The sequence below is a fragment of the Burkholderia sp. HI4860 genome (genome assembly GCF_002223045.2).
In the GTDB taxonomy this organism is placed as follows: Bacteria; Pseudomonadota; Gammaproteobacteria; order Burkholderiales; family Burkholderiaceae; genus Burkholderia.
This window is the reverse complement of sequence record NZ_NKFO02000005.1, coordinates 380,198-401,277: the sequence shown is the minus strand read 5'-3', so window position 1 is coordinate 401,277 and position 21,080 is coordinate 380,198. Positions and strand designations below refer to the sequence as shown.

General features: G+C 67.1%; 16 protein-coding genes. 8 read left to right on the top strand and 8 right to left on the bottom strand.

The genetic code is table 11. The features are described 5' to 3' along the window. Positions 1–12 precede the first annotated feature (12 nt). The 5 genes from CFB34_RS35935 to CFB34_RS35915 are packed head-to-tail and all read right to left on the bottom strand — an operon-like array spanning position 13 to position 5,718. Positions 13–1,332, bottom strand: coding sequence for a hypothetical protein (locus CFB34_RS35935; RefSeq protein WP_089444417.1), 1,320 nt, complete (start codon positions 1,330–1,332; stop codon positions 13–15). After that, entirely contained in the window at positions 1,322–2,062 is a 741-nt protein-coding gene (locus tag CFB34_RS35930; RefSeq protein WP_089444416.1) for an outer membrane lipoprotein-sorting protein, read from the bottom strand. Before CFB34_RS35930 ends, CFB34_RS35935 begins: the two co-directional genes overlap by 11 nt. Continuing rightward, complete coding sequence (locus CFB34_RS35925) at positions 2,059–3,276, bottom strand: ABC transporter permease (RefSeq protein ID WP_089444415.1); 1,218 nt, start codon at positions 3,274–3,276, stop codon at positions 2,059–2,061. Before CFB34_RS35925 ends, CFB34_RS35930 begins: the two co-directional genes overlap by 4 nt. Further along, on the bottom strand, positions 3,248–3,958 hold the full coding sequence (locus CFB34_RS35920; RefSeq protein WP_089444414.1) for an ABC transporter ATP-binding protein: 711 nt from the start codon (positions 3,956–3,958) through the stop codon (positions 3,248–3,250). Before CFB34_RS35920 ends, CFB34_RS35925 begins: the two co-directional genes overlap by 29 nt. Continuing rightward, positions 3,955–5,718, bottom strand: coding sequence for a fatty acyl-AMP ligase (locus CFB34_RS35915; RefSeq protein WP_242808762.1), 1,764 nt, complete (start codon positions 5,716–5,718; stop codon positions 3,955–3,957). The genes CFB34_RS35920 and CFB34_RS35915 overlap by 4 nt, the downstream gene beginning before the upstream one ends. A gap of 416 nt (positions 5,719–6,134) precedes the next feature. On the opposite strand from CFB34_RS35915, the gene CFB34_RS35910 reads away from it, so the two are divergent. The 4 genes from CFB34_RS35910 to CFB34_RS35895 all read left to right on the top strand — a co-directional run bounded on the left by CFB34_RS35910 (position 6,135) and on the right by CFB34_RS35895 (position 10,618). Continuing rightward, positions 6,135–7,082 (top strand): fatty acid desaturase, encoded by a 948-nt coding sequence (locus CFB34_RS35910; RefSeq protein WP_089444412.1) that lies wholly within the window; start codon positions 6,135–6,137, stop codon positions 7,080–7,082. Between the two features lie 37 nt (positions 7,083–7,119). Continuing rightward, the gene (locus CFB34_RS35905; protein ID WP_089444411.1) at positions 7,120–7,992 is read left to right on the top strand and encodes a ferritin; all 873 of its coding nucleotides are present in this window, start codon (positions 7,120–7,122) and stop codon (positions 7,990–7,992) included. Positions 7,993–8,605: 613 nt separating this feature from the next. Then, a complete protein-coding gene (locus tag CFB34_RS35900) occupies positions 8,606–9,598 on the top strand; it encodes a LysR substrate-binding domain-containing protein (protein ID WP_089444410.1) in 993 nt (330 codons plus the stop codon). A gap of 195 nt (positions 9,599–9,793) precedes the next feature. Next, on the top strand, positions 9,794–10,618 hold the full coding sequence (locus CFB34_RS35895) for an alpha/beta fold hydrolase (protein ID WP_089444409.1): 825 nt from the start codon (positions 9,794–9,796) through the stop codon (positions 10,616–10,618). Between the two features lie 160 nt (positions 10,619–10,778). Here the strand turns inward: CFB34_RS35895 and CFB34_RS35890 are convergent, their stop codons facing one another. Then, on the bottom strand, positions 10,779–11,825 hold the full coding sequence (locus tag CFB34_RS35890; protein ID WP_089444408.1) for a DNA topoisomerase IB: 1,047 nt from the start codon (positions 11,823–11,825) through the stop codon (positions 10,779–10,781). 643 nt (positions 11,826–12,468) lie between these two features. Here CFB34_RS35890 and CFB34_RS35885 point away from each other — a divergent pair. The 4 genes from CFB34_RS35885 to yjfF all read left to right on the top strand — a co-directional run bounded on the left by CFB34_RS35885 (position 12,469) and on the right by yjfF (position 17,141). Further along, positions 12,469–13,431, top strand: coding sequence for an ABC transporter substrate-binding protein (locus tag CFB34_RS35885; RefSeq protein ID WP_089444406.1), 963 nt, complete (start codon positions 12,469–12,471; stop codon positions 13,429–13,431). Positions 13,432–13,504: 73 nt separating this feature from the next. Further along, positions 13,505–15,019, top strand: a complete 1,515-nt coding sequence (locus tag CFB34_RS35880) for a sugar ABC transporter ATP-binding protein (RefSeq protein WP_089444405.1) — start codon at positions 13,505–13,507, stop codon at positions 15,017–15,019. Then, the gene (locus CFB34_RS35875; protein ID WP_089444404.1) at positions 15,016–16,056 is read left to right on the top strand and encodes an ABC transporter permease; all 1,041 of its coding nucleotides are present in this window, start codon (positions 15,016–15,018) and stop codon (positions 16,054–16,056) included. The genes CFB34_RS35880 and CFB34_RS35875 overlap by 4 nt, the downstream gene beginning before the upstream one ends. Continuing rightward, positions 16,053–17,141, top strand: a complete 1,089-nt coding sequence (yjfF, locus tag CFB34_RS35870; RefSeq protein ID WP_089444403.1) for a galactofuranose ABC transporter, permease protein YjfF — start codon at positions 16,053–16,055, stop codon at positions 17,139–17,141. The genes CFB34_RS35875 and yjfF overlap by 4 nt, the downstream gene beginning before the upstream one ends. Positions 17,142–17,281: 140 nt before the next feature. Here yjfF and CFB34_RS35865 read toward each other — a convergent pair whose 3' ends face one another. Together CFB34_RS35865 and CFB34_RS35860 are read right to left on the bottom strand one after the other, a co-directional pair. Beyond that, positions 17,282–19,627 carry a sensor histidine kinase gene (locus tag CFB34_RS35865; RefSeq protein ID WP_089444561.1) on the bottom strand — a complete coding sequence of 782 codons (2,346 nt, stop codon included), beginning with the start codon at positions 19,625–19,627 and terminating at the stop codon, positions 17,282–17,284. Continuing rightward, positions 19,620–20,456 (bottom strand): response regulator, encoded by an 837-nt coding sequence (locus CFB34_RS35860; RefSeq protein ID WP_089444402.1) that lies wholly within the window; start codon positions 20,454–20,456, stop codon positions 19,620–19,622. The genes CFB34_RS35865 and CFB34_RS35860 overlap by 8 nt, the downstream gene beginning before the upstream one ends. Positions 20,457–21,080: the final 624 nt, after the last annotated feature.

The following is a 21,080-nucleotide window of genomic DNA, read 5'->3' as shown; positions in this document are numbered from 1 at the left end:
GCTGGGTTCCTGTCAGAAGCGCACGCGCACGGCGGCGTCGATACGGGTGCCGAGACCGACCATCCGGTACTCGGAGTTGCTGTCGGAGAACGCGCGGGTGACCGCGACATCGACGCTCACGCGCTTGTTCACGTCGGCGACGACCTGCGCGATCGCGAGCAGGCCCTTGTCCTGCGGCGAATAGACGCCGCGCAGCGAATATTCGACGCGGCCGATCTTCTTGCCGAGCCGCGCGAACAGGTAGTCGCGCAGGTTGCCGTCGACGCTCACGAAATTGGCCGTGCCGCCGAGGCCGCCCAACGCGGCGCCGGGCGCGACGGGCAGCAGCGCGTTGTTCGCGCGGACCGCGCCGACCATCTGGCGCCACTGGTTCGCGTCGTAGCGCGCCTCGTCGTGCGACCACTCGACGATCAGCGAGAAGTTGCCGGGCAGTGCGCTCTGCATGCCGACCGCGCTGCGCCACATGATCTGGCGATCGTTGCGGCGATCGACCGCGTCGTACGCGGCCGGCGAATCGAGCGGCGTGCCGTTCGCGATGAAGGCGGGCAGCGGACGCGTCGTGCCGCGCTCGAGCCACGCGCTTGCATAGACGGTGTTCGAGCGCGCGACGTCGAACGACAGCGTTGCGCCGGCGCCGCCGCGGCCTGCGTGCCGGCCCGCGAGCAACGCGGCCGAGCCGCCCGACCAGTTGTACGCGCCGCGAACGAGCTGCGTCGCGCCCTGCACGTCGCGGTTGTCGACGTCGCTGCGCAGCGTGCGGTTTTCCCCGGCGATGAACTGCAGCGTGGTCTGTTCGCCGGCCCATTTCGCTTCGACGAGCGGCGTGCCTTCGACATCGCCGTAGCGGTCGTAGATGTCGGCCGTCGCGGCCCGCTTCTGGAAGAAGCCGAGCGGGAAGAACGCCTGCGACGTATCGAGCGGATCGATCCGCTTGCCGGCGGTGAGCGTGATGCCGTTGTCGAATGCGTAGCGCACGCCGGCCTCGTTGAAACGGGTGGCCTGCCCGCCGAGCGAGTGATTGCTGGCCACGGCACGCGCGTTCATGAACAGGTTCTCGCCGTCGATGCGCGCGAGCAGGCCCGCCTCCTGCAGGTTGCGCGGCTGGTCGCCGATCAGGTTGCCCAGCAGCGCGTGCCCGTCCATGCTGTCGACGGTGCGTGCGTACGCGATGCCGTTCAGCGTGCTCAACTGTTCCATCAGCGATTCTCCGTGCGCGAGCGTGCAGCCGAGCGCAAGCGGGACGGCGAGCGCGGCGGCGGGCCAGAGTCGGCCGGATGATGGAAGGCGGCGGTCACGATGGGCGTCGACATGGGCGTGGTTGTCACTGGCCATCGGCAAGCGTGTCGGGGTTGAACCAGCCCGACGGAATCTTGCGCGGCTGGCCGTCGAGGATGTCGACGACACTCGCGCGCTGCTTTTCGATCTCGTTGCGATACGTGATCTTGCGGATGACCTTGCGCCCGTTCGCGTCGACCGGTGCGGAGAAATCGGCGCTGCGGAACAGCAGGCCGCTCGCGAGGAAGAACTGCGCGCGCACCGGCACGTCGGTGTCGGGCGTGACCCACAGCTTGATCGTCGGGTAGACGTTGTCGGGATCGGTCGCGGTCAGGTCGAGCTCGGTGGCCGGCTTGCCGGCGATCGTCGTCGCGCCCGGCGCGGCCGATGCGCGATAGCTGTCCGCCCAGTGCGTGCGCGTGATGTCGCTGATCACGACCTCGCCCTGCAGCCGCTGCATCCCATTGATGCGCACCGCGCTGCGCGTGTTCGGCACGTAGAACCAGTGGCCGCGCGTCGTCGCGAGGTATTTCTGGCCGTCGTTCTCGCCGCTGCGCGTCAGCGCGAGCGTGTCGCCGTTGCCGCGCGTATAGACGAGGTAGCGCGTCGCGTCGCCGGACTGGCCGCCCACTTCGTTCGTGATCTGGATGTTCGTCTGCGTATCGGCGGCCGTGCTGCGGTACGCGTCGGCACGGGCAAGCATGGTCTGGGCCGTCGGGGCGTCGGCGGCATGCACGAGCGGCGCGCACGCGACGAGCGCGGCGGCCAGGTGGCGAATGCGAATCATGGGGCGAGTCCTTCGAGGATGTTGCGTTTGGCGAGGCCGAGCGTCGCGAGCAGCGCGGCGGCCACCCCGAGCACGACGAACGCGCCTTCGACGGCGGCCACGGCGGCCGGCGAGACCGTGAATTCGAGCACGATCGACTTCACGCGGCCCGGCGGCGGGGGCAGGTGGATCTGCGCGTGATTGAGCGCGACCATCGTCAGCAGCGCCACCGCGATGCCGGCGGCGGCGCCGAGCAGGCCGAGGAAGGCGGTCTCCTGGATCAGCACGCCGCGCACCGTCGTGGCCGGCACGCCGAGCGCACGCAGCGTCGAGATCTCGCGGCGGCGCTCGACGATGCTCATCAGGATCCAGTTGCTCATCGACAGCAGGATGGTCAGGCAGAGAATCGCGCCGAACACCGAGAACTGGTTCTTGTACAGCGCGACGACCTGGTGATAGAGCGACACGAGCTGGTCCCAGGTCCTCACGTCGAGCGCGGGCAGCGCGGCGCGCAGCGTCGCGGCGGCGGCCGGCGTGTGTGCGGTGTCCGACAGGAACACCGCGATGCGCGACGCGCGGTCGGTGCGCAGCAGCGCCTGCGCGGCCGTGAACGTCACGTTGACGATCCGTTCGTCGACGTCCTTGTTGCCGGTGCTCATCACGCCGACGATTTGCGCATCGGTCGCGTTGATGCCGCCGTGCGCGGTCGACGCCATCAGCTGCACGACCGAGCCGACGTGTACGCCGAGCTTGCGCGCGAGTTCCGCGCCGACGACGACTTCAGTGCCGGGATTCGTCGGCGACAGGTAGCGGCCCGACAGCACCGTGTGATAGTCGAAGAAGCCGGGCGGCTCGCGGTTCGGCTCGATGCCTTCGCCGACGAAGCCGTAGCTGAGATCGCCGTTCGAGATCAGCCCGTCGAAGTCGATGCCGCGCGCGGTGGTCGCGACACCGGGCAGCGCCGCGATCGCGCGCGTGGCGGTGGCCTGCTCGTCGGCGGTCAGCCCGTACTGCAGCGGCCGTTCGCCGATCAGGTCGAGATAGCCGTGGTGCAGCACTTGCACGTGGCCGACGCCGCTGTCGATCGACCCTTCGCGCACCGCGTCGAAGGTCGCGATCACGTAGCCGAGCGCAAGGCTCGACGCGAACGCGGCGACGCCGATCATCGCCATCGTCAGCACGGTGCGGCGCTTGTTGCGCCAGAGGTTACGCCACGCAAACGTCGACCAGTTCACGATTCACTCCCGGTACGCCGTCGCGCATCTCGATGCGGCGCGGCAGGTGCGCGCACAGACGATCGTCGTGCGACGCAATCAGAAAGGCGGTGCCCAGTGTGCGGTTGGTGTCGAGGATCAGCTCGGCCACCGCCCGTGCATTGGTGCTGTCGAGGCTGGCGGTCGGCTCGTCCGCGATCACGATCGCCGGCTCCTTGGCGAGCGCGCGCGCCAGTGCAACGCGTTGCTGCTCGCCGCCGGACAACTCGCCGGGGCGATGACGTTCACGCGCGGCGAGTCCCACTGCGTCGAGCATCGCGCGGGCGCGCTCGCGCCGTGTGCGCGGCGTGCCCCACGCGAAGCAGCCGAGCTCGACGTTCTCGAGCGCGGACATCACCGGAATCAGGTTGAACTGCTGGAACACGAAGCCGATGCGTTCGCGGCGAATCCGTTCGAGCGTGTCCGGCGCATCGTCGATCCGCCGGCCTTCGAGCCAGCGTTCGCCGCTGCTTGGCACGTCGAGAAAGCCGGCCAGGTTGAGCAGCGTGCTCTTGCCGCTGCCCGACGGGCCGACGAGCGCGACGACGTCGCGCCGGCTAATCGAGATCGTCGCGCCGCGCACCGCGACGACGCGGCCCGCGCCCTCGTACACGCGCGAGACGTCGCGCAGTTCGAGCACCGGCGTGAGCGTGGCGGTCGTCATGCGTACGCTCCCTGGCCGGCTTCGACGGCGGCCGTCGCGTGAATCACGGACAGCGCGCCGCTCGCATAGAGGTCGCGGCACTTCAGGCGCTGCAGCTTGCCGCTCGTCGTGCGCGGCAGCGAGCCGGGTTCGACGAAGCACAGATCCTGCGCGGCGAAGCCGATCCGCGACGCGAGCAGCTGCTGGCACTCGGCGCGCGTCTGCGGCGTCGCGTCGACGGGTCGCGCCTCGATCGCGACGACCAGCCGCTCGGTGCCCGTCTCGGGATCGGGCAGCCCGAACGCGATGCAGGTGCTCTTGCGCAGCGTGCGATGGGCGGCCAGCGCTTCCTCGATTTCATGCGGGAAGTAGTTGCTGCCGCGAATGATGATGACTTCCTTCTTGCGCCCGAGGATATGTAGCTGGCCGTCCGCGACGTAGCCGATGTCGCCGGTGCGGAACCAGCCGTCGGCCGTCAGCGGCGCGGCGATCGAGCCGTCGTCGGGATTCAGGTAGCCGAGCATCAACGACGTGCCGCGGATCGCGACTTCGCCGACCGCGCGGTTCGCCAGCGCGTGGTCGCCGTCGTCGAGAATGCGGAACGCCATGCCCTCGATCGGCGTGCCCATCGCGAGCACGGTTTCGGTGTCGGCGTCCGCGCCGTCGTTCGCGGCGGCCGGTTGCGCGTCGCGGCGCTCGATCAGCGCGCGACGGTCGAGCGTGTCGGCGATCACGTACGGCGCGCCGTCAACGGTGCCGTCGTGCCACGCACGATGCATCGATACCGCGAGCGTCGATTCGGCCATCCCGTAGCACGGCTGCAGCGCCGATGCCGCGAGACCGTACGGCGCGAACGTCGCGGCGAAGTCGCGCAGCGTCGCGTCGTCCACGCGTTCGCCGCCGATGAAGATGTTGCGGCACGCGGACAGATCGACGCCTTCCATCGCGGCGGCGTTGAAACGGCGTACGCAGTAGCGCAATGCGAAGGTCGGCACCGACGTCGTCGTCGCGCGCGCCGACGCGATGCGCTTCAACCAGCCGAGCGGATTCCGGATGAAGCTGTTCGGTTGCATCATCAGCAGCGGCGCACGGTAATGCATGTTCGACAGCAGCGTGAGCAGCCCCATGTCGTGATAGAGCGGCAGCCACGACGCGGTGCCGTCGCCGGCCGCGACGTCGAAACGCACCGACCCGCCGATGCCGAGCACGTTCGCGATCACGTTCTCGTGGCTGAGCACCGCGGCTTTCGGATGCGACGTCGAGCCGGACGTGAGCTGGACATGATGCGGATCGCGGCCATGCTTCGCGCTGATCAGTGCGCGCGCGCCGGCATCCGCGACGAGCGACAGCGTGTCGAGATCGACGACGCGCGTGGACGCAGCGGGAAACGCGTCGTCGCGCCAGGCGGCCGACTGCGCATCCGAGGCGATGACGAGGCGCGGCCGGTACAACTCGCAGGCGACGTCGATCACCTGCCGCCCGGCGGTGGCGCGGCGCACGGGAACCGGCACGGTGCAGGGCAGTGCGCCCGTCATCACGCAGGCCATCATCGCGGCCGCATGCTCGACCGACGCGGGCAACGCCAGCATCACCATGTCGTTCTCGCGCACGTCGAGTTCGCGCAGCGCGCCGGCCTGGCGAAACACTTCTTCAGCGAAGCGCCGGTACGTGATGCTCGCCTCGTTGCCGGCATCGTCGACGAACGTCATGCGATGCATGGCGCCCGGGACGTCCTCGAGCGATTCGATGAGGCGATGAATGGTGGATGCGCACTTCGTCACGAGGATTCTCCCCTTGAGGAACACGGCCGCTCGCGCCACGGTGCCGGCGGCGCCGTTCGTCGAGTGAGGGGGATTCTTGCCGGATCGACATGGCACGACAAACGGAATATTTGCAGGCTATGCATGAGCGGCACGCATCCACTCGGCACGGCCATGGGTATACGTGCGAGCCCGTGCGAGGTGAATGGTCGGTACGCATTCGACCGGTCGTCTAGTTCACGATGTGGTGCGCTCATGCGCGGGCGTCATGCAATGCGTTCGGAAAATTCGTTTGTCCGAAGCATCGACTCACAGAAGAATTGCAACCCGGCAGCGCGCCAGTGTCGCCGCGTCATCGTGCCGGGCAGGGTCCGGCCAAGGAGAGCATTTTGTCCGTCACCTCATCGCTTCTCGCTCGTCAGAAACCGGTTGCAGACATGAAGAGCCGCCCGAGCGGCGTCGTCTTCTCGCTGAAGCTCGCGGTCTACGTCGCGCTCATCGCGCACGGCATGCTGTTCGCGCTGTCGACGGTGGTGGTCCTGAAGATCGTCGGCATCCTGCTGATCGGCGCGATGTACGCGCACGGGGTCGAGCTGCAGCACCAGGCGCTGCATTACCAGGGATTCAGGAGCAAGCGGCTCAACATGGTGTTCGGCGTGCTGCTCGGCATGCCGATGCTCGTGTCGTTCCATGCGTACCAGGACAGCCACCTGCGCCATCACCGGCTGCTCGGCACGCCCGAGAACAAGGAGTTCTTCGATTACGGCGACCAGTACGGCGCGAGCCCCGTCGTGAATCTCGGCCTGTGGGCGTGGCGGCTGTCGATGGCCGCGCACTATATCCAGTTCGCGAAGAACGTCGCGAAGCTCGTCGTGCCGGGCGCAAGCTTCGGCGACAACCCGCTCGTGTCGCGTGCGATCCGCCGCGATCACCTGCTGATGGTCGCGGCGATCGCGCTGCTGGCCGGCGTGTCGTTCGCGCTGCACACGTGGTTCGCCGTGTGGGTGTGGGTCGTGCCGCTCGTGTTCGTTGCCGCGCCCGTGCATGCGCTGGTCGAGATGCCCGAGCATTACCGCTGCGACCTGACGAGCACCGATCCGTTCCGCAATACGCGGACGATCGAGAGCAACGCATTCATGACGTGGTTCACGAACGGCAACAACTATCATGTCGAGCACCACATGATGCCGAACCTGCCGATCGAGCGGCTGCACGATCTGCATGGCGCGATCGGGCCGCGCATCCGCTACTACCACCGCACCTATCGGCAGTTCTATTACGCGCTGCTGCGCGGCAGGCTATCGCCGCGCACGGTGGACGACGACGCGGACGACCATGCGCCCGACGCCGAAGTGGCGGCGCCGGCGTCCACGCAATCGGCATGACCGGGCCGGTGCCGGGCCCGAATGCCTTTCAACGACGGTGACGACGATGCTCTATCCGGAACTTTTCAGGTCGCTGGAAGCGGTGCGCTGGGACATGGAGAAGGACATTCCGTGGGACCGCTTCGACGCGTCGCTGCTCACCGACGAGCAGGCCGAGACGATCAGGATGAACGCGATCACCGAATGGTCGGCGCTGCCCGCGACGGAAATGTTCCTGCGCGACAACCGGCACGACAGCGACTTTTCCGCGTTCATGAGCGTGTGGTTCTTCGAGGAACAGAAGCATTCGCTCGTGCTGATGGAGTATCTGCGCCGCTTCAAGCCGACGATGGTGCCGACCGAAGCGGAACTGCACGCGGTGCGCTTCGAATTCGACCCGGCGCCGCCGCTCGAGACGCTGATGCTGCACTTCTGCGGCGAGATCCGCCTGAACCACTGGTACCGTTGCGCGGCCGACTGGCACACCGAGCCGGTCATCAAGCAGATCTACGAAACGATCTCGCGCGACGAAGCGCGCCATGGCGGCGCATACCTGCGCTATATGAAGAAGGCGCTGAACGATTGCGGCGACGTCGCGCGTGCCGCGTTCGCGAAGATCGGCGTGCTGATGGCGTCGGCGCGACGCACCGAGAAGCCGCTGCATCCGACCAACCTGCACGTGAACCAGGCGCTGTTCCCGCGCGACACCGTGCAGTCGCGCTTGCCCGATCCGGAATGGCTCGAGCGCTGGCTCGACGAGCAGATCCGCTTCGACGGCGAATGGGAAAAGAAGGTCGTCGAGCGGATCCTGCACAACCTGTCGATCCTGTTCGAGCGCCCGTTCGCGACCGCGCAGGAACTGAACCGCTATCGCCGCGAAGTGACCGCGCGAACGCCCCATGTGACGGACGACGTGGTGGACAGCGTATAGCGACGCGCATCCCGTCCGGTAAAGGGCGGAACCGATTCCGGACAATTGGGCCGCGTCATGCACGCGCGTTGCCCTTTCCGGTCGGTGAAATATTCATTGCCGGACATAATTGGTTCATCAATTGCGGAAATTGAATGGCGCAATTCAATTTCATTCGTTTAGTATGTTTTCGTAAACATGAAAACGCGAATTTAAATGGTATTCCGCGTGTATGTTGAAGTGCGTTTTCTTTTCGTAATACGGTAAATGAATAAAATTGTCTGGTAATTGAAATTTGATTGTAGGTATGCGAATGGGCGTCTGTTGTAGCACCGGTACGGTTGACGTGACGCCGAATTGTGCCTGTCATCCCCTGTTTTTATGCCACTTCGCCGATCATCTTTCGCGCCGTTTCGACTGCATGGTGATTTACAAAATCACTACTCGATAAGGTTGATGTAAGAATATCTGGCCGATGAAAATCGATAGATAAATACGAGTGTCACGATTGAAAATAAGAATGATCCGCATCCATGCTTCAATATAAAATCGTTTCCGAATCCAATAAGGAGAAACGAATCAGGGAGACGAACGGCGACTTGTCTGTCGGTGGGTGCAACTTTGAGGCGGCGGTATGGCTAATGTGAGATTGGCAAAGCGATTGAGAAGTATGCCTTCGCTGGATTTCCTGAGAGGCTTCGAATGCGCGGCGCGCCATTTGAGCTTTACGCGTGCCGGGCAGGAACTGAACGTCACGCAATCCGCCGTGAGCCGGCAGGTCAAGGCGCTCGAGGAGCAGCTCCGGATCGAGCTCTTTCACCGGCACATTCGTTCCCTGACGCTGACCGACAAGGGGCGCGAACTGTACGACGCGATCTCGTTCGCGTTGTCCGACCTGGAATCGGTGATCGGCAAGCTGTCGTCGAGCGTGGGCCAGCGCGCGATCTCGTTGTCGACCACCGTGTCGTTCGCGGCGCTGTGGCTGATTCCGCGCCTCGGTTCGTTCCGCGCCAGCTACCCCGACATCGACGTACGCGTATCGGCCACGAGCGAAATTGAAGATCTTAAACGCAAACGTTTGCACCTGGCCGTGCGATATGCCGGGCCGTATACGTCGACGGACGAGACGGACGTGCTGTTTCGCGAGCGTGTCGTGGCGGTCTGCAGCCCGAGCCTGATGCCGGCGCCGGGCGACGTCGCGTCGATGAAGCCGGAGGATCTCGACAAGCACGTGCTGCTGCATCTCGACGATCCGCGCGGCGAGTGGCCGTGGCACGGATGGAGCCATCTGCTGAAGGAGCTGGGCGTGCCGCGCCTGCGGCCCGCCGGCGCGCTGCATTTCAGCCAATACGACCAGCTGGTGCAGGCCGCGGTCGACGGGCACGGCATCGCGATCGGGCGGCGGCCGCTGGTCGACGGGCTGCTGAAGCAGGGCCGGCTCGTCGAACTGTTCCCGCACTGCACGGTCGCATCGGGCAGCTACGTGCTGGTGCAGAACCCGGATGCATGCAACGAGTTCGATATCGCGGTGCTGACCAACTGGCTGCTCGAACAGGCAAGTCAACCGCTCGCGTCGGACCCGGAAACGGCCGGCAGCAACGTGGTGCCGATGTATCGCGTCGGATAGTACGGTCGCGCTACGCCGTCGGGCGTGCGTGTCGAAGGGGCATGCGGCAGGGTCGACGCGCACGCAGGTGCGAACCGTCATGCGCCGCGCCCGCAACCTGTGCGATGATGCGCCGCTTCGCCTTCGTTGCAGCACGCCGCCGAGCGCGGCGCCCGGTTCCGGGCCGCTGCCGATCGCACCGACACCGGAGACGACATGCCCGCAGTGAACATTCATGGCAGCACCCTGCATTACCAGGATCACGGTACCGGCTTCCCGGTGCTGCTCGGGCACAGCTATCTGTGGGATTCAGCAATGTGGGCGCCGCAGATCGACGCGCTGTCGCGTCAGTATCGTGTCATCGTGCCGGACCTGTGGGGACATGGTGCATCGGGTGCGATGCCGGAAGGCACGCAGACGCTCGACGATCTCGCCGCGCAGGCGAGTGCGTTGCTCGACGCGCTGGCGATCGAACAGTGCGCGCTCGTCGGGCTCAGTGTCGGCGGCATGTGGGGCGCGCGGCTCGCGTTGCGCGAACCGCAGCGCGTGCGCTCGCTCGTGCTGATGGATGCGTCGCTCGAGGCCGAGCCCGACGCGACGCGGCTGCGCTACTTCGGAATGCTTGACGCCATCGCCGCCGCGGGCCGTATCGCGCCGCCGCTGCTCGATGCGATCGTGCCGCTGTTCTTCCGGCCGGATGTCAATCTGGCGGGCCCGGTGCCGTCCGCGTTTCGCGACGCGCTCGCGAATCTGCCGGCCGACCGGTTGCGGCAATCGATCGTTCCGCTCGGCCGGCTGATCTTCGGCCGGCCCGACACGCTACCGGCACTCGCCGAACTGGACGCCGAACGCACGCTGCTGATGTGCGGCGCGGGCGACATGGCGCGCCCGCCGTCGGAAACGGTGAAGATGGCGAGCGTGATCGGCTGCACCCATGCGCTGGTGCCGGACGCCGGCCACATTTCGAATCTGGAAAATCCCGCGTTCGTCACGCGCATGCTGCTCGACTGGTTCGACGCGCAGCGGCTGTCGGCAGGCTGACGCGGGGGGGCGCTGCCACCGTGCGAACCTGTTGTATCAACGAGTTCAAGGAAACGGGCGCAACCCGTTATCGGTCATGCGCTCCGCACCCGATTGAAAACGACACGGGTTCCGGGCAGTGCCGGTCGTACCGGAACGGGCGTCGGCATGATGTGAGTGGTCATCTCGCCGTGCGCCGGCTCGCAGAGACGAGCAACGCCACGAACGCCGCTTCGTCCACGCGCAAGCCGCGCGGCGTACGCCGGATCGCGAGCGCGGCGAGCGTGCCCGCCTCGAACGCGTCGAGCACGGCCGGATGGATGTAGCAGCGCCGGCACACGGCCGGCGTGTTGCGCAATAGCTCGGCCACCGCACGCACGGTCTCGACGATCTGCTTGCGCGCGTGCGTGACGCCGCGATGCTCGGTGCGCCGCAGCAACCCAAGCGCATGCACGCTGCCGGCCCAGGTCCGGTAGTCCTTCGCGGTGAAATCCGCGCCGCCGGCCTCGCGCAGGTAGTCGTTCACGTCGGACGACCCGACCGGACGGCGTACGCCGTCGTCGTCCACATACTGGAACAGCTCGTGCCCTGGCAGCTCCGCGCAGCGCCGCACGATCCGCGCGACCCGCGCGTCGTCGACCGTCACGTCGTGTTCGATCCCGCTCTTGCCGGCGAAGCGCAGCCGCACCTGGCCGGGCTGAATTTTCACATGTCGCTTGCGCAGCGTCGTCAGCCCGTACGAGTCGTTTTCGCGCGCGTATTCCGCATTGCCGATCCGCGCGAGCGTCGTGTCGAGCAAGCGAACGATCGTCGCCACGACCTTGTCGCGCGGCATGCCCGGCAACGCCAGATCGCGCGTGACGCGCGCGCGGATGCGCGGCAGCGCACGCGCGAACGCGGCCATCCGCGCGTACTTGTTCGCGTCTCGCGTCTCGCGCCACAGCGGGTGATAGCGATACTGCTTGCGCCCGCGTGCATCGCGGCCGGTTGCCTGAAGATGACCGCGCGGGTCCATGCAGATCCACACATCGGTGTACGCGGGTGGAATCGCCAGCGCGTTGATACGGGCGATTTCGTCGGCATTGCGCACTCGCACACCGTCGGGCCCGTAATACGCGAAGCCGTTGCGGAGCGGCCGGCGCGTATAGCCGGGGCGACGGTCGTCGACATGACGCAGCGGCCCGGAGGGCATGCGTGCATTCGGCTGCGACGGGGCGCGCTGCTTCATGCTGCGGCGCGGCGATCGACGTCGGTGCCGATCCGCGTATCGTCGGGCTGCGTTCCGCTCGGACATCCTGCGCGCACGGTTTTCTCCTGTTTATGCGTACGTTCCGGCGTCGCGCAGCAAGAAACGTGCGCCGTTCCTGGCACGCGCGAGGAGGCCCGGCGCGAGCGCGCGCCGGACGGGCGTTCGGGCGTTTGTTACCGCTGCATGGACGAAATGACGCAACGGCTTCGCCCGGGCAAGATGACTGCGGCCCGGTGCCGGCATCGGGCGGATCGTGTCGATGCCGTGTCGCGTTCAACGAACCTCGACGCTGCCGCACAGATCGTCGATGTCGGCTGGAACGAGCGTTTGACGATGCCGCGAGGCCACGCGCCGGTGGTGCGCGTGGCGCGTGCAAAGGCCGTGCAAGGCCGGCTAGAACGGGTCTACCCATATGCTTAGGTGTTTATACGTATGCCGAATCCGATATCGCCCCAATCCAATATTTCATTAGAAGGTTATCGGACTTGTTTCTAGACTGATGCGGGGCATGCAGACCGGGCCGGCGCGAAGCCCTCGGCCGGCTTACAACCCCGATCCGCGCCTGCGCCACGCAGAAACAGAACAGCGCAGCGGCACACAACGACATCATCGGAGACGAACCATGACATTCATCAGGAAGCTGACGGCGGGCGCGATCGTTGCCGCGGCGACGGTGCTGGCCGGCGGCGCGCACGCGCAGCAGAAACCGATCACGCTCGGCTTCTCGCAGGTCGGCGCGGAAAGCGCCTGGCGTACCGCGAACACCGTGTCGGTGAAGGGCGCGGCAAAGGACGCCGGCATCAACCTGAAATTCTCCGACGCGCAGCAGAAGCAGGAGAACCAGATTCGCGCGATCCGCTCGTTCATCGCGCAGAAGGTCGACGTGATCGCGTTCTCGCCGGTCGTCGAATCGGGCTGGGAGCCCGTGCTGACCGAAGCGAAAGCCGCACACATCCCGGTGATCCTGACCGATCGCGGGGTCGACGTGAAGGACCCGTCGCTGTACGTGACGATGATCGGCTCGGACTTCCTCGAGGAAGGGCGGCGCGCCGGCCACTGGATGGAAGAGCGCTACAAGAACGACCCGGGTCCGATCAATATCGTCGAGCTGCAGGGCACGGTCGGCTCGGCGCCGGCCAACGACCGGCGGGCCGGCCTGCTCGAAGTGATCAAGAGCAATCCTAAGTTCAAGGTGATCGCGTCGCAAAGCGGCGACTTCACGCTGGCGGGCGGCAAGCAGGTGATGGAAGCGTTCGCGAAGACCTACGGCAAGCAGATCAACGTCGTCTACGCGCACAACGACGACATGGCGCTCGGCGCGATCCAGGCGATGGAAGAGGCGGGGATCAAGCCCGGCAAGGACGTGAGCGTCGTGTCGTTCGACGCGACGAAGGGCGGCTTCCAGGCGATGGTGGCCGGCAAGATCAACGTCGACGTCGAATGCAGCCCGCTGCTCGGCCCGCAGTTGATGACCGCGGTGAAGGACGTGGTCGCCGGCAAGCAACTGCCCAAGCGCATCGTGACGAACGAGACGGTGTTCCCGATGAACGTCGCGGCCCAGGTGCTGCCGACCCGCAAGTACTGAGCCACATACGACGATCCGGCGCGGGCGGCGGCGTGGCGGCCGCCCGGGCGCCAACCGCTTCGAGGGAGGATGCATGGAGAGTGCGCCGGTGGTCGAGATGATCGGCATCGACAAGTCGTTTCCGGGCGTGAACGCGCTGCAGCGCGTGAACTTCCGGCTGTTTCCGGGCGAGATCCACGCGCTGATGGGCCAGAACGGCGCGGGCAAGTCGACGCTGATCAACGTGCTCACCGGCGTGCATGCGCACGATGCGGGCGAGATTCGCGTCGGCGGCGCGCCGGTGAATTTCGCCGCGCCGCGCGAAGCCGAGGCGGCCGGCATCCAGACGCTCTACCAGGAAGTGAACCTGTGCGCGAACCTGTCGGTCGCGGAGAACATCTTCGCGGGCCGGCAGCCGATGCGGCGCGGCGCGATCGACTGGAACACGATTCATGCACGCTCGCGTGCGGCGCTGGCCGAGCTCGACCTGTCGCTCGACGTCACGCGCTCGCTCGACGCGTATCCGATCGCCGTGCAGCAGATGGTCGCGATCGCACGGGCCGTGTCGGTCGACGCGCGTGTGCTGATTCTCGACGAGCCGACGTCGAGCCTCGACGACGGCGAGGTCGCGCGGCTGTTCGACGTGCTGCGCCGGCTGAAGGCGTCGGGCATCGCGATCCTGTTCGTCACGCACTTTCTCGAGCAGACCTACGCGGTGTCCGACCGGATCACCGTGATGCGCAACGGCGAGCGCGAAGGCGAGTATCTCGCGCGCGACCTGCCGGTCGACGTGCTGGTCGCGAAGATGACCGGCCGCGAACGGATGTCCGACACGCTGCAGGCGGGCGCGGCGGCGGTCGAACGCACCGCCGGCGACGCGGAACCGTTCCTGTCGATGCAGCAGGTCGGCCGGCGCGGGATGATGAGCCCGCTCGACCTCGACGTGCGGCCCGGCGAGATCGTCGGGCTGGCTGGGTTGCTCGGCTCGGGGCGCACCGAAACCGCGCAGCTGGCATTCGCCGCGGAGCGCGCCGACACCGGCGCGATCGAGGTCGACGGCGCGCGCACGCGGCTCGCGTCGCCGCACGACGCGGTCCGGCATGGCATCGCGTATTGCCCGGAGGATCGCAAGAAGGAGGGGATCGTCGCCGCGCTGTCGATCCGCGAGAACATCATTCTCGCGCTGCAGGCGCGGCGCGGCTGGTGGCGGCTGATCGGGCGCGCGCGGCAGCGCGAGCTCGCCGATACGTACATCGCGCGGCTCGGCATCAAGGCGCGCGACGCGGAGCAGCCGATCGGGCTGCTGTCGGGCGGCAACCAGCAGAAGGTGCTGCTTGCGCGCTGGCTCGCGACGGAACCCAAGCTGCTGATCCTCGACGAGCCGACGCGCGGCATCGACGTCGCCGCGAAATTCGACATCATGGAGCGCGTGCTCGCGCTGTGCGCGCAAGGGCTCGCGATCCTGTTCATTTCGTCGGAGATCAGCGAAGTCGTGCGCGTCAGCCACCGGATCGCGGTGCTGCGCGACCGGCGCAAGGTCGCCGAACTGACCGGCGCCGACGCATCCGAGGAGCAGGTGTACCGGCTGATCGCGGGAGGCCAGTCATGACGCGGCTGCGCACGTTGTTCCGTCATTCGCTCGTGTGGCCGGTGCTGACGCTCGCGCTGCTGTTCGCGCTCGACGTCGCGTATCGCCCGGGCTTCCTGTCGATCACGCTGCTCGATGGTCACCTGTTCGGCGCGCCGATCGACATCCTGAACCGCGCGGCGCCGCTCGTGATCGTGTCGCTCGGGATGACGCTCGTGATCGCGACCCGCGGAATCGACATCTCGGTCGGCGCGATCGTCGCGATCGCAGGGGCGGCCGCGGCGATCGTGCTCGACGCGGACCCGTCGCGAATCGGCGTGGCGCTGGCCGCCGCGCTCGGCGTCGGGCTGCTGGCCGGCGCTTGGAACGGGCTGCTGGTGGCGTTCGTCGGGATGCAGCCGATCATCGCGACGCTGATCCTGATGGTGGCCGGCCGCGGCGTCGCGCAACTGCTGACGGGCGGCCAGATCATCCCGATCGGCGCGCCCGGCTACCTCGCGCTCGGCGGCGGCTATCTCGCGGCCGTGCCGTGCGCGGTGTGGATCGCGCTGGCGACGATCGCCGCGACCGCGCTACTGGTGAACCGCACGGCGCTCGGGCTGTTCATCCGTGCGATCGGCGTGAACCCGGTCGCGACCCGGCTCGTCGGGCTGCGCTCGGGGGCGATCGTGTTCGGCGTGTATCTGTTTTCAGGCGTGATGTCGGCGCTCGCGGGCATCCTGGCCAGCTCGAACGTGCGCAGCGCCGACGGCAACAACGCGGGGCTGCTGCTCGAACTCGACGCGATCCTCGCGGTGACGCTCGGCGGCACGTCGCTGCTCGGCGGCCGCTTCAGCCTCGCCGGCTCGGTGCTCGGCGCGCTGATCATCCAGACGTTGACCTACACGACCTATTCGATCGGCGTGCCGCCGGAGGCGACGCTCGTCGTCAAGGCGGTGGTCGTGATCGTCGTGACGCTGATCCAGTCGGAGGCCGCCCGTGCGTCGGTCGTCCGGCACGCGTCGCGGCTGCTGTCTTCCGCGCGTTCGCGCGCCACTTCCGGAGCGACGCCGCGATGAACCGATTCCTTGGCCGGCTCGCCGACCCGCGCACGCTGCCGATCGTCGTGACGATCGTGCTGTTCGCCGCGCTGTTCGGCTTCGGGTCCGTGACCTACACGGGCTTTTTCTCGATGCAGGTGCTGACCGGGCTGCTCGTCGACAACGCATTCCTGTTGATCGTCGCGCTCGGGATGACGTTCGTGATCGTGTCGGGCGGGATCGACCTGTCGGTCGGCTCGGTCGTCGCGCTGACGACGATCTTCTGCGCGGTCGGCGCCGAGCGGCTGCACTGGCCCGTGTGGGTGATCGTGCCGCTGGTGCTCGCGTTCGGCGCGCTGTACGGCGCGGCGATGGGGGCGCTGATTCATTATTTCCGGCTGCAGCCGTTCATCGTCACGCTGGCCGGGATGTTTCTCGCGCGCGGCGCGTGCTTCCTGATCACGACGCAGTCGATCACGATCAACGAGCCGGTGTTTCATGCGATCGCGGGCTTCAGCGTGCCGGTGGGCGGCGGCACGCTGAGCGCGGGCGCGTTGATCGCGCTCGCGACACTGGCCGGCGCGATCTACGTCGCGCATTTCACGCGCTTCGGCCGCAACGTCTACGCGATCGGCGGCAATGAGCGTTCGGCGCTGCTGATGGGGCTGCCGGTCGCGCGCACGAAGGTCGGCGTGTACGCGCTGAGCGGCTTCTGTTCGGCGCTCGGCGGCGTCGTGTTCACGCTGTACGTGCTGTCGGGTTACGGGTTGCAGGCCCAGGGGATGGAGCTCGACGCGATCGCCGCGACCGTGATCGGCGGCACGCTGCTCACCGGCGGGGTGGGCTATGTGCTCGGCTCGGTATTCGGTGTCGGCATCCTCGGCACGATCCAGGTGCTGATCACGTTCGACGGCACGTTGAGTTCGTGGTGGACGCGGATCGTGATCGGCGCGCTGCTGTGCGTGTTCTGCGTGCTGCAACGGGTGATCGAGCGGCACGCCGCGCGGCGGCGCACGGGCGGCACGGGGCTTGGGGCGCCGCGGCCGAAACGCAGCCCCGCACCGGCGCGGCCAGCATCGCCCGACGAGGATGCCGCGCTGGTTTCGACGATGCGGCGGCTGTAGCGCACGCATTGGCCGGCAGGGGGGCGGCAGCGGCACGCAGCAACCTGGCGCGACGGTAGGCGGTGCCGATGCGCGGGCGGTCGCATCCGGCGGCCGGCCGGTGCCCGATCGGCGCGTGCGCGCCGCGGCGGCCCGTGCCGTCAGGCCGGGCCGGCCGCGTCGGCTTCGGCGTCGAACGCCGTCGCGGCGCGGCGCGCCTGTTTCAGCGAGCCGGCCAGTGTCCCGATCGCGTCCAGGTCCAGTGCATCGAGGTGTTCGCGCACGTCCCGCACGAAGGCCGCGTAATCCGGCTCGTCCGCATACGGGCCGAGCCATGCCTCGATATCGGTCAGCTGCCCGTTGCCGGCCAGCAGGATCAGCTGGTCGAGCGCATCGTCGGGCGGGCACGGCATCGTGGGCGTGGTGTCATCCGGCTCGGCCTCGCCGTCCGGATGAAACCGCCTGACGAGCTCCGACACCGGTACGAGCGCGTGCCCGACGGCCGGCGCGACGATCGAGAACGAGAATGCCGTGCCGACGCCCGGCTGGCTGGCGACGGCCAGCTCGCCCCCCATCGCGCCGACGATGCGCTGCGCGATGAACAGGCCGAGCCCGGTGCCGCCGTTCACGGCCTGCACCTGCTGGTACGCGCGGAAGATGTCGCGATTGCCGCTGATGTCGATCCCGATGCCCGTATCGGCCACTTCGAACAGCAGGCGCCAGCTGTTGCCTTCGCGCGCGGCATGAATCGACAGCGTGACCGTGCCGTCGCGCGTGAACTTCGATGCGTTGGACAGCAGGTTGAGCAGCACCTGCTGCAGCCGCATGCCGTCGATCGACACCGTGCGCGGCAGCGGCGTGGCCGGCCGGTAGACGAACCGGTTGTCCTGCTGCGCGCACAGCGCGAGCGCATAGTGGCCGATGTCGTCGAGCAGGCCGGGCAGGTCGGTCGTGTCCGGCGTCACGCCGAGCGGCTGCAGCTCGGCCTTCGTGAACGCGAGCAGCTCGTCGATCAGCGTGAGCTGGTAGCGAATGCTGCGGTCGATCGACCGGATCAGCCGCGCCTGGCCGCGCGTCGCGCCTTGCAGCAGCAGCTTCGCGTAGCCGTTGATCGTGGACAGCGGCGCGCGCAGGTCGTGGCTGACGTAGCCGAGCGTCTCGATCTTCTGCTGCATGTGGGTCGTCACCTGTTGCAGCGCGTCGTTGAGCGCGAGCGTGCGGCGTGCAACTTCGTCGCGCAGGCGATCCTGTTCGGTGAGCTGCCAGTGTTCGAGCCGCTTCCTCGCCTCGGTACGCTGGCGGCCGACGTGATGAATCCATGCGGCCAGCACCAGCAGGTGCGTGGCGAGCCCGACGACCGCGGTGACGGGGTTCGGGAAGATGTCGGATTTCAGCCAGGCAAGCACCGGCGGCAGCGTGTTCATGCCGTCGAGCACGCGGATCAGCATGTTGAAGGTGGCGATCGCGATGGCGATCAGCATCACGCGGCCGGTCGGCGTCCGGCGGATCGCGAGCAGTAGCGCGAGGCTGATGTTGACGATCGCGAGCACGGCGTTCAGCCGCAGGCAGAACCACGTGAACGTCAGCAGGTCGCCGCACGCGGCGCCGATCATGCCGATTCCTTCGAGCGCGAGGAACGCCATGTAGATCGCGCGCATCGGCAGCTTCGCCTGCTCGCGCCGGGCGACCATCAGGATGAAGACGACGAAGCACGACACGGCCAGGTACGCGAAGATCACTTCGCCGCGCGCCGACCATTCACGCAGCGCAGGCGGCAACGCCATCGCCAGATAGCCGCGGTACGCCGCTTCGAACAGCGTCGTGCCCAGCGCCACCGCGGCCAGCACGTGAAACACGCCGCTGCGCGAAAAGAACCCGATCAGCAGCGCGCACCACATCAGCGCGAGCAGCCCGCCGAAGAAGCCGAAGTCCCACATCGTCGCGCGCCGTTCCAGCGCATCCCACGCCGCACGCGTGAACGCGGCCGGCGCGAGCCGCATTTCCTTGCGCGACGTGACGCGGATCAGCACGGGGACGCTTTCGCCGGCACGTAACGTGACGTCGAGCGCCGGGTAGCGCGATGACGGTCGGGCGTCACTACCGGCGCCGGCGGCCGGGAAGCGGCTGTCGAGCGTCCACCCGCCGTTCCGGCCGAGATAGAAGTCCGCCTGGTCGATGCGGGCGTCGCGAATCACCAGCACCAGCGGGCGCGCGGCGCTGTCGCGGTTGGTCAGCGTGGCGCGAATCCACCACGCCGATCGCGAGAACTCGACGTTGAACGACGACGTGCCGGCCACCGGCGTGCCATGCGCCGGATCGGCGAGCCGTGCGGCGACCTGAGCGGCGGACATCGTCGTGCTCGCGTCCTCGAAGACCGACACGGCGTCCAGTTGCGCGGGGTTCGGCGTCGACGCGGCGTGCGCCGCCGCGCAGGTGACGGCCATCGCGAGCAGGAGCAGCAGCACCGCGCGACAGCCGGCTGCCCATGCCGCGTGGCGCTTACCCATCGTGATGGTGCGCCCCGGGTGCGGCGGGCGGGGCATTGACCGCATGGCGCTGGCGCCGCCAGTCGGACGGCGTGATGCCGAAGCGTTCGCGGAAGGCGGTGGCGAAGTTGCCGGGCGTGGAAAAGCCGATTTCCTCGGCGATGTCGCCGATCCCCATCGACGTCTCCGCGAGAAAGTGCATTGCGGCGCGCAGGCGCGTGTCGCGCAGATATTCGAACACGGTCTGGCCGAGATGGTCGCGGAATACGCGGGACAGGCGCTTCTCGTGCGTGCCGACCTGTCTGGCGAGATCCTCGAGCGCCGGCGGATGGCGCAGGTCGCGCAGCAGGACCTCGGACGCCGCGCGCACGAGGGCCGCATCCGGGTTGTCGGGCAGCTCGGGCAGATGCGCGAACGGCTGGCTGCGCCGCGCGCGTTTCAGGTGATTGCGGATCCGGGCCAGCACTTCGGTCGGCTCGAACGGCTTGATGATGTAGTCGATCGCGCCGGTTTCGAGCCCCGCGATGCGATCCTCGAGATCGCCCGCGGCCGTCAGGATGATGACCGGGATCGATTGCGTCGACGGCGTCGACGCCAGCAGCCGGCACGCCGCGAAGCCGTCCATGCGCGGCATGCGGACATCCATCAGGATCAGGTCGGGCGCGATCGCCTGCGCACGGTGATACGCCTGCAGCCCGTCGAACGCGACGCTGATCCGGCACCGTGCGGCACGCAGGATTTCCGTGAGAAGCCGCAGGTCGTTCGGGCGATCGTCGACGACAAGAATATGTGCGTCAGCAAGATCCGGCGTGGGACGAGGCGACGCCGGACTGGACGAGCGGGATGGCATGGTTGCGGAGGCGGTGGAAGGGTGGCCGGTCAGATGACGTGCATCGCGGTCTGCACGATTGTTGCGAAAAATTATATGCCGACAACAGGTCACATTGTGAGGATTCCGTGTGGCCCGTGGGGGCTTGTGCGGTGGGGTGTTGCGTGTTTGCCGCCACCGTGTCCCGCCGGAAGAAACGGAAGTGGAAAAACATGCCGAATCGGCTTTTGATAATCGGTCTTTATTGCCGGGTCAATTCTAAATAATTGGAATGAGCAGGCGCGGGAGAATCAGCTTGACATGCGTTCCGAAGTCGATGCCTTCTATGTGAAAATAATGAAGAAATTGTGGGTTGCACGATTAATTTTTTTCTGATGTCGGATCGGAATCGTGTTAGTCGTGAAAGCGCAATTGGCGTCGGAATGTATGAATGTAAATGCTGTCTGCTCGGGAAAAGGATTTTTCCGCTCGGGAAAAGGTTCGTTCTGAAGGATGCCAGCAAACTAGCCCCGGCGCGGCTGGAATCGGTTCTTTCAAACGGTCGGAATCGCGCGGATCGCACGCCGAAATTCTATTCCGAGGCATGCGATACCAATGAGACATTGATCGATGTCAGATCCCATGATGTGGGGCTGCATCGACGAA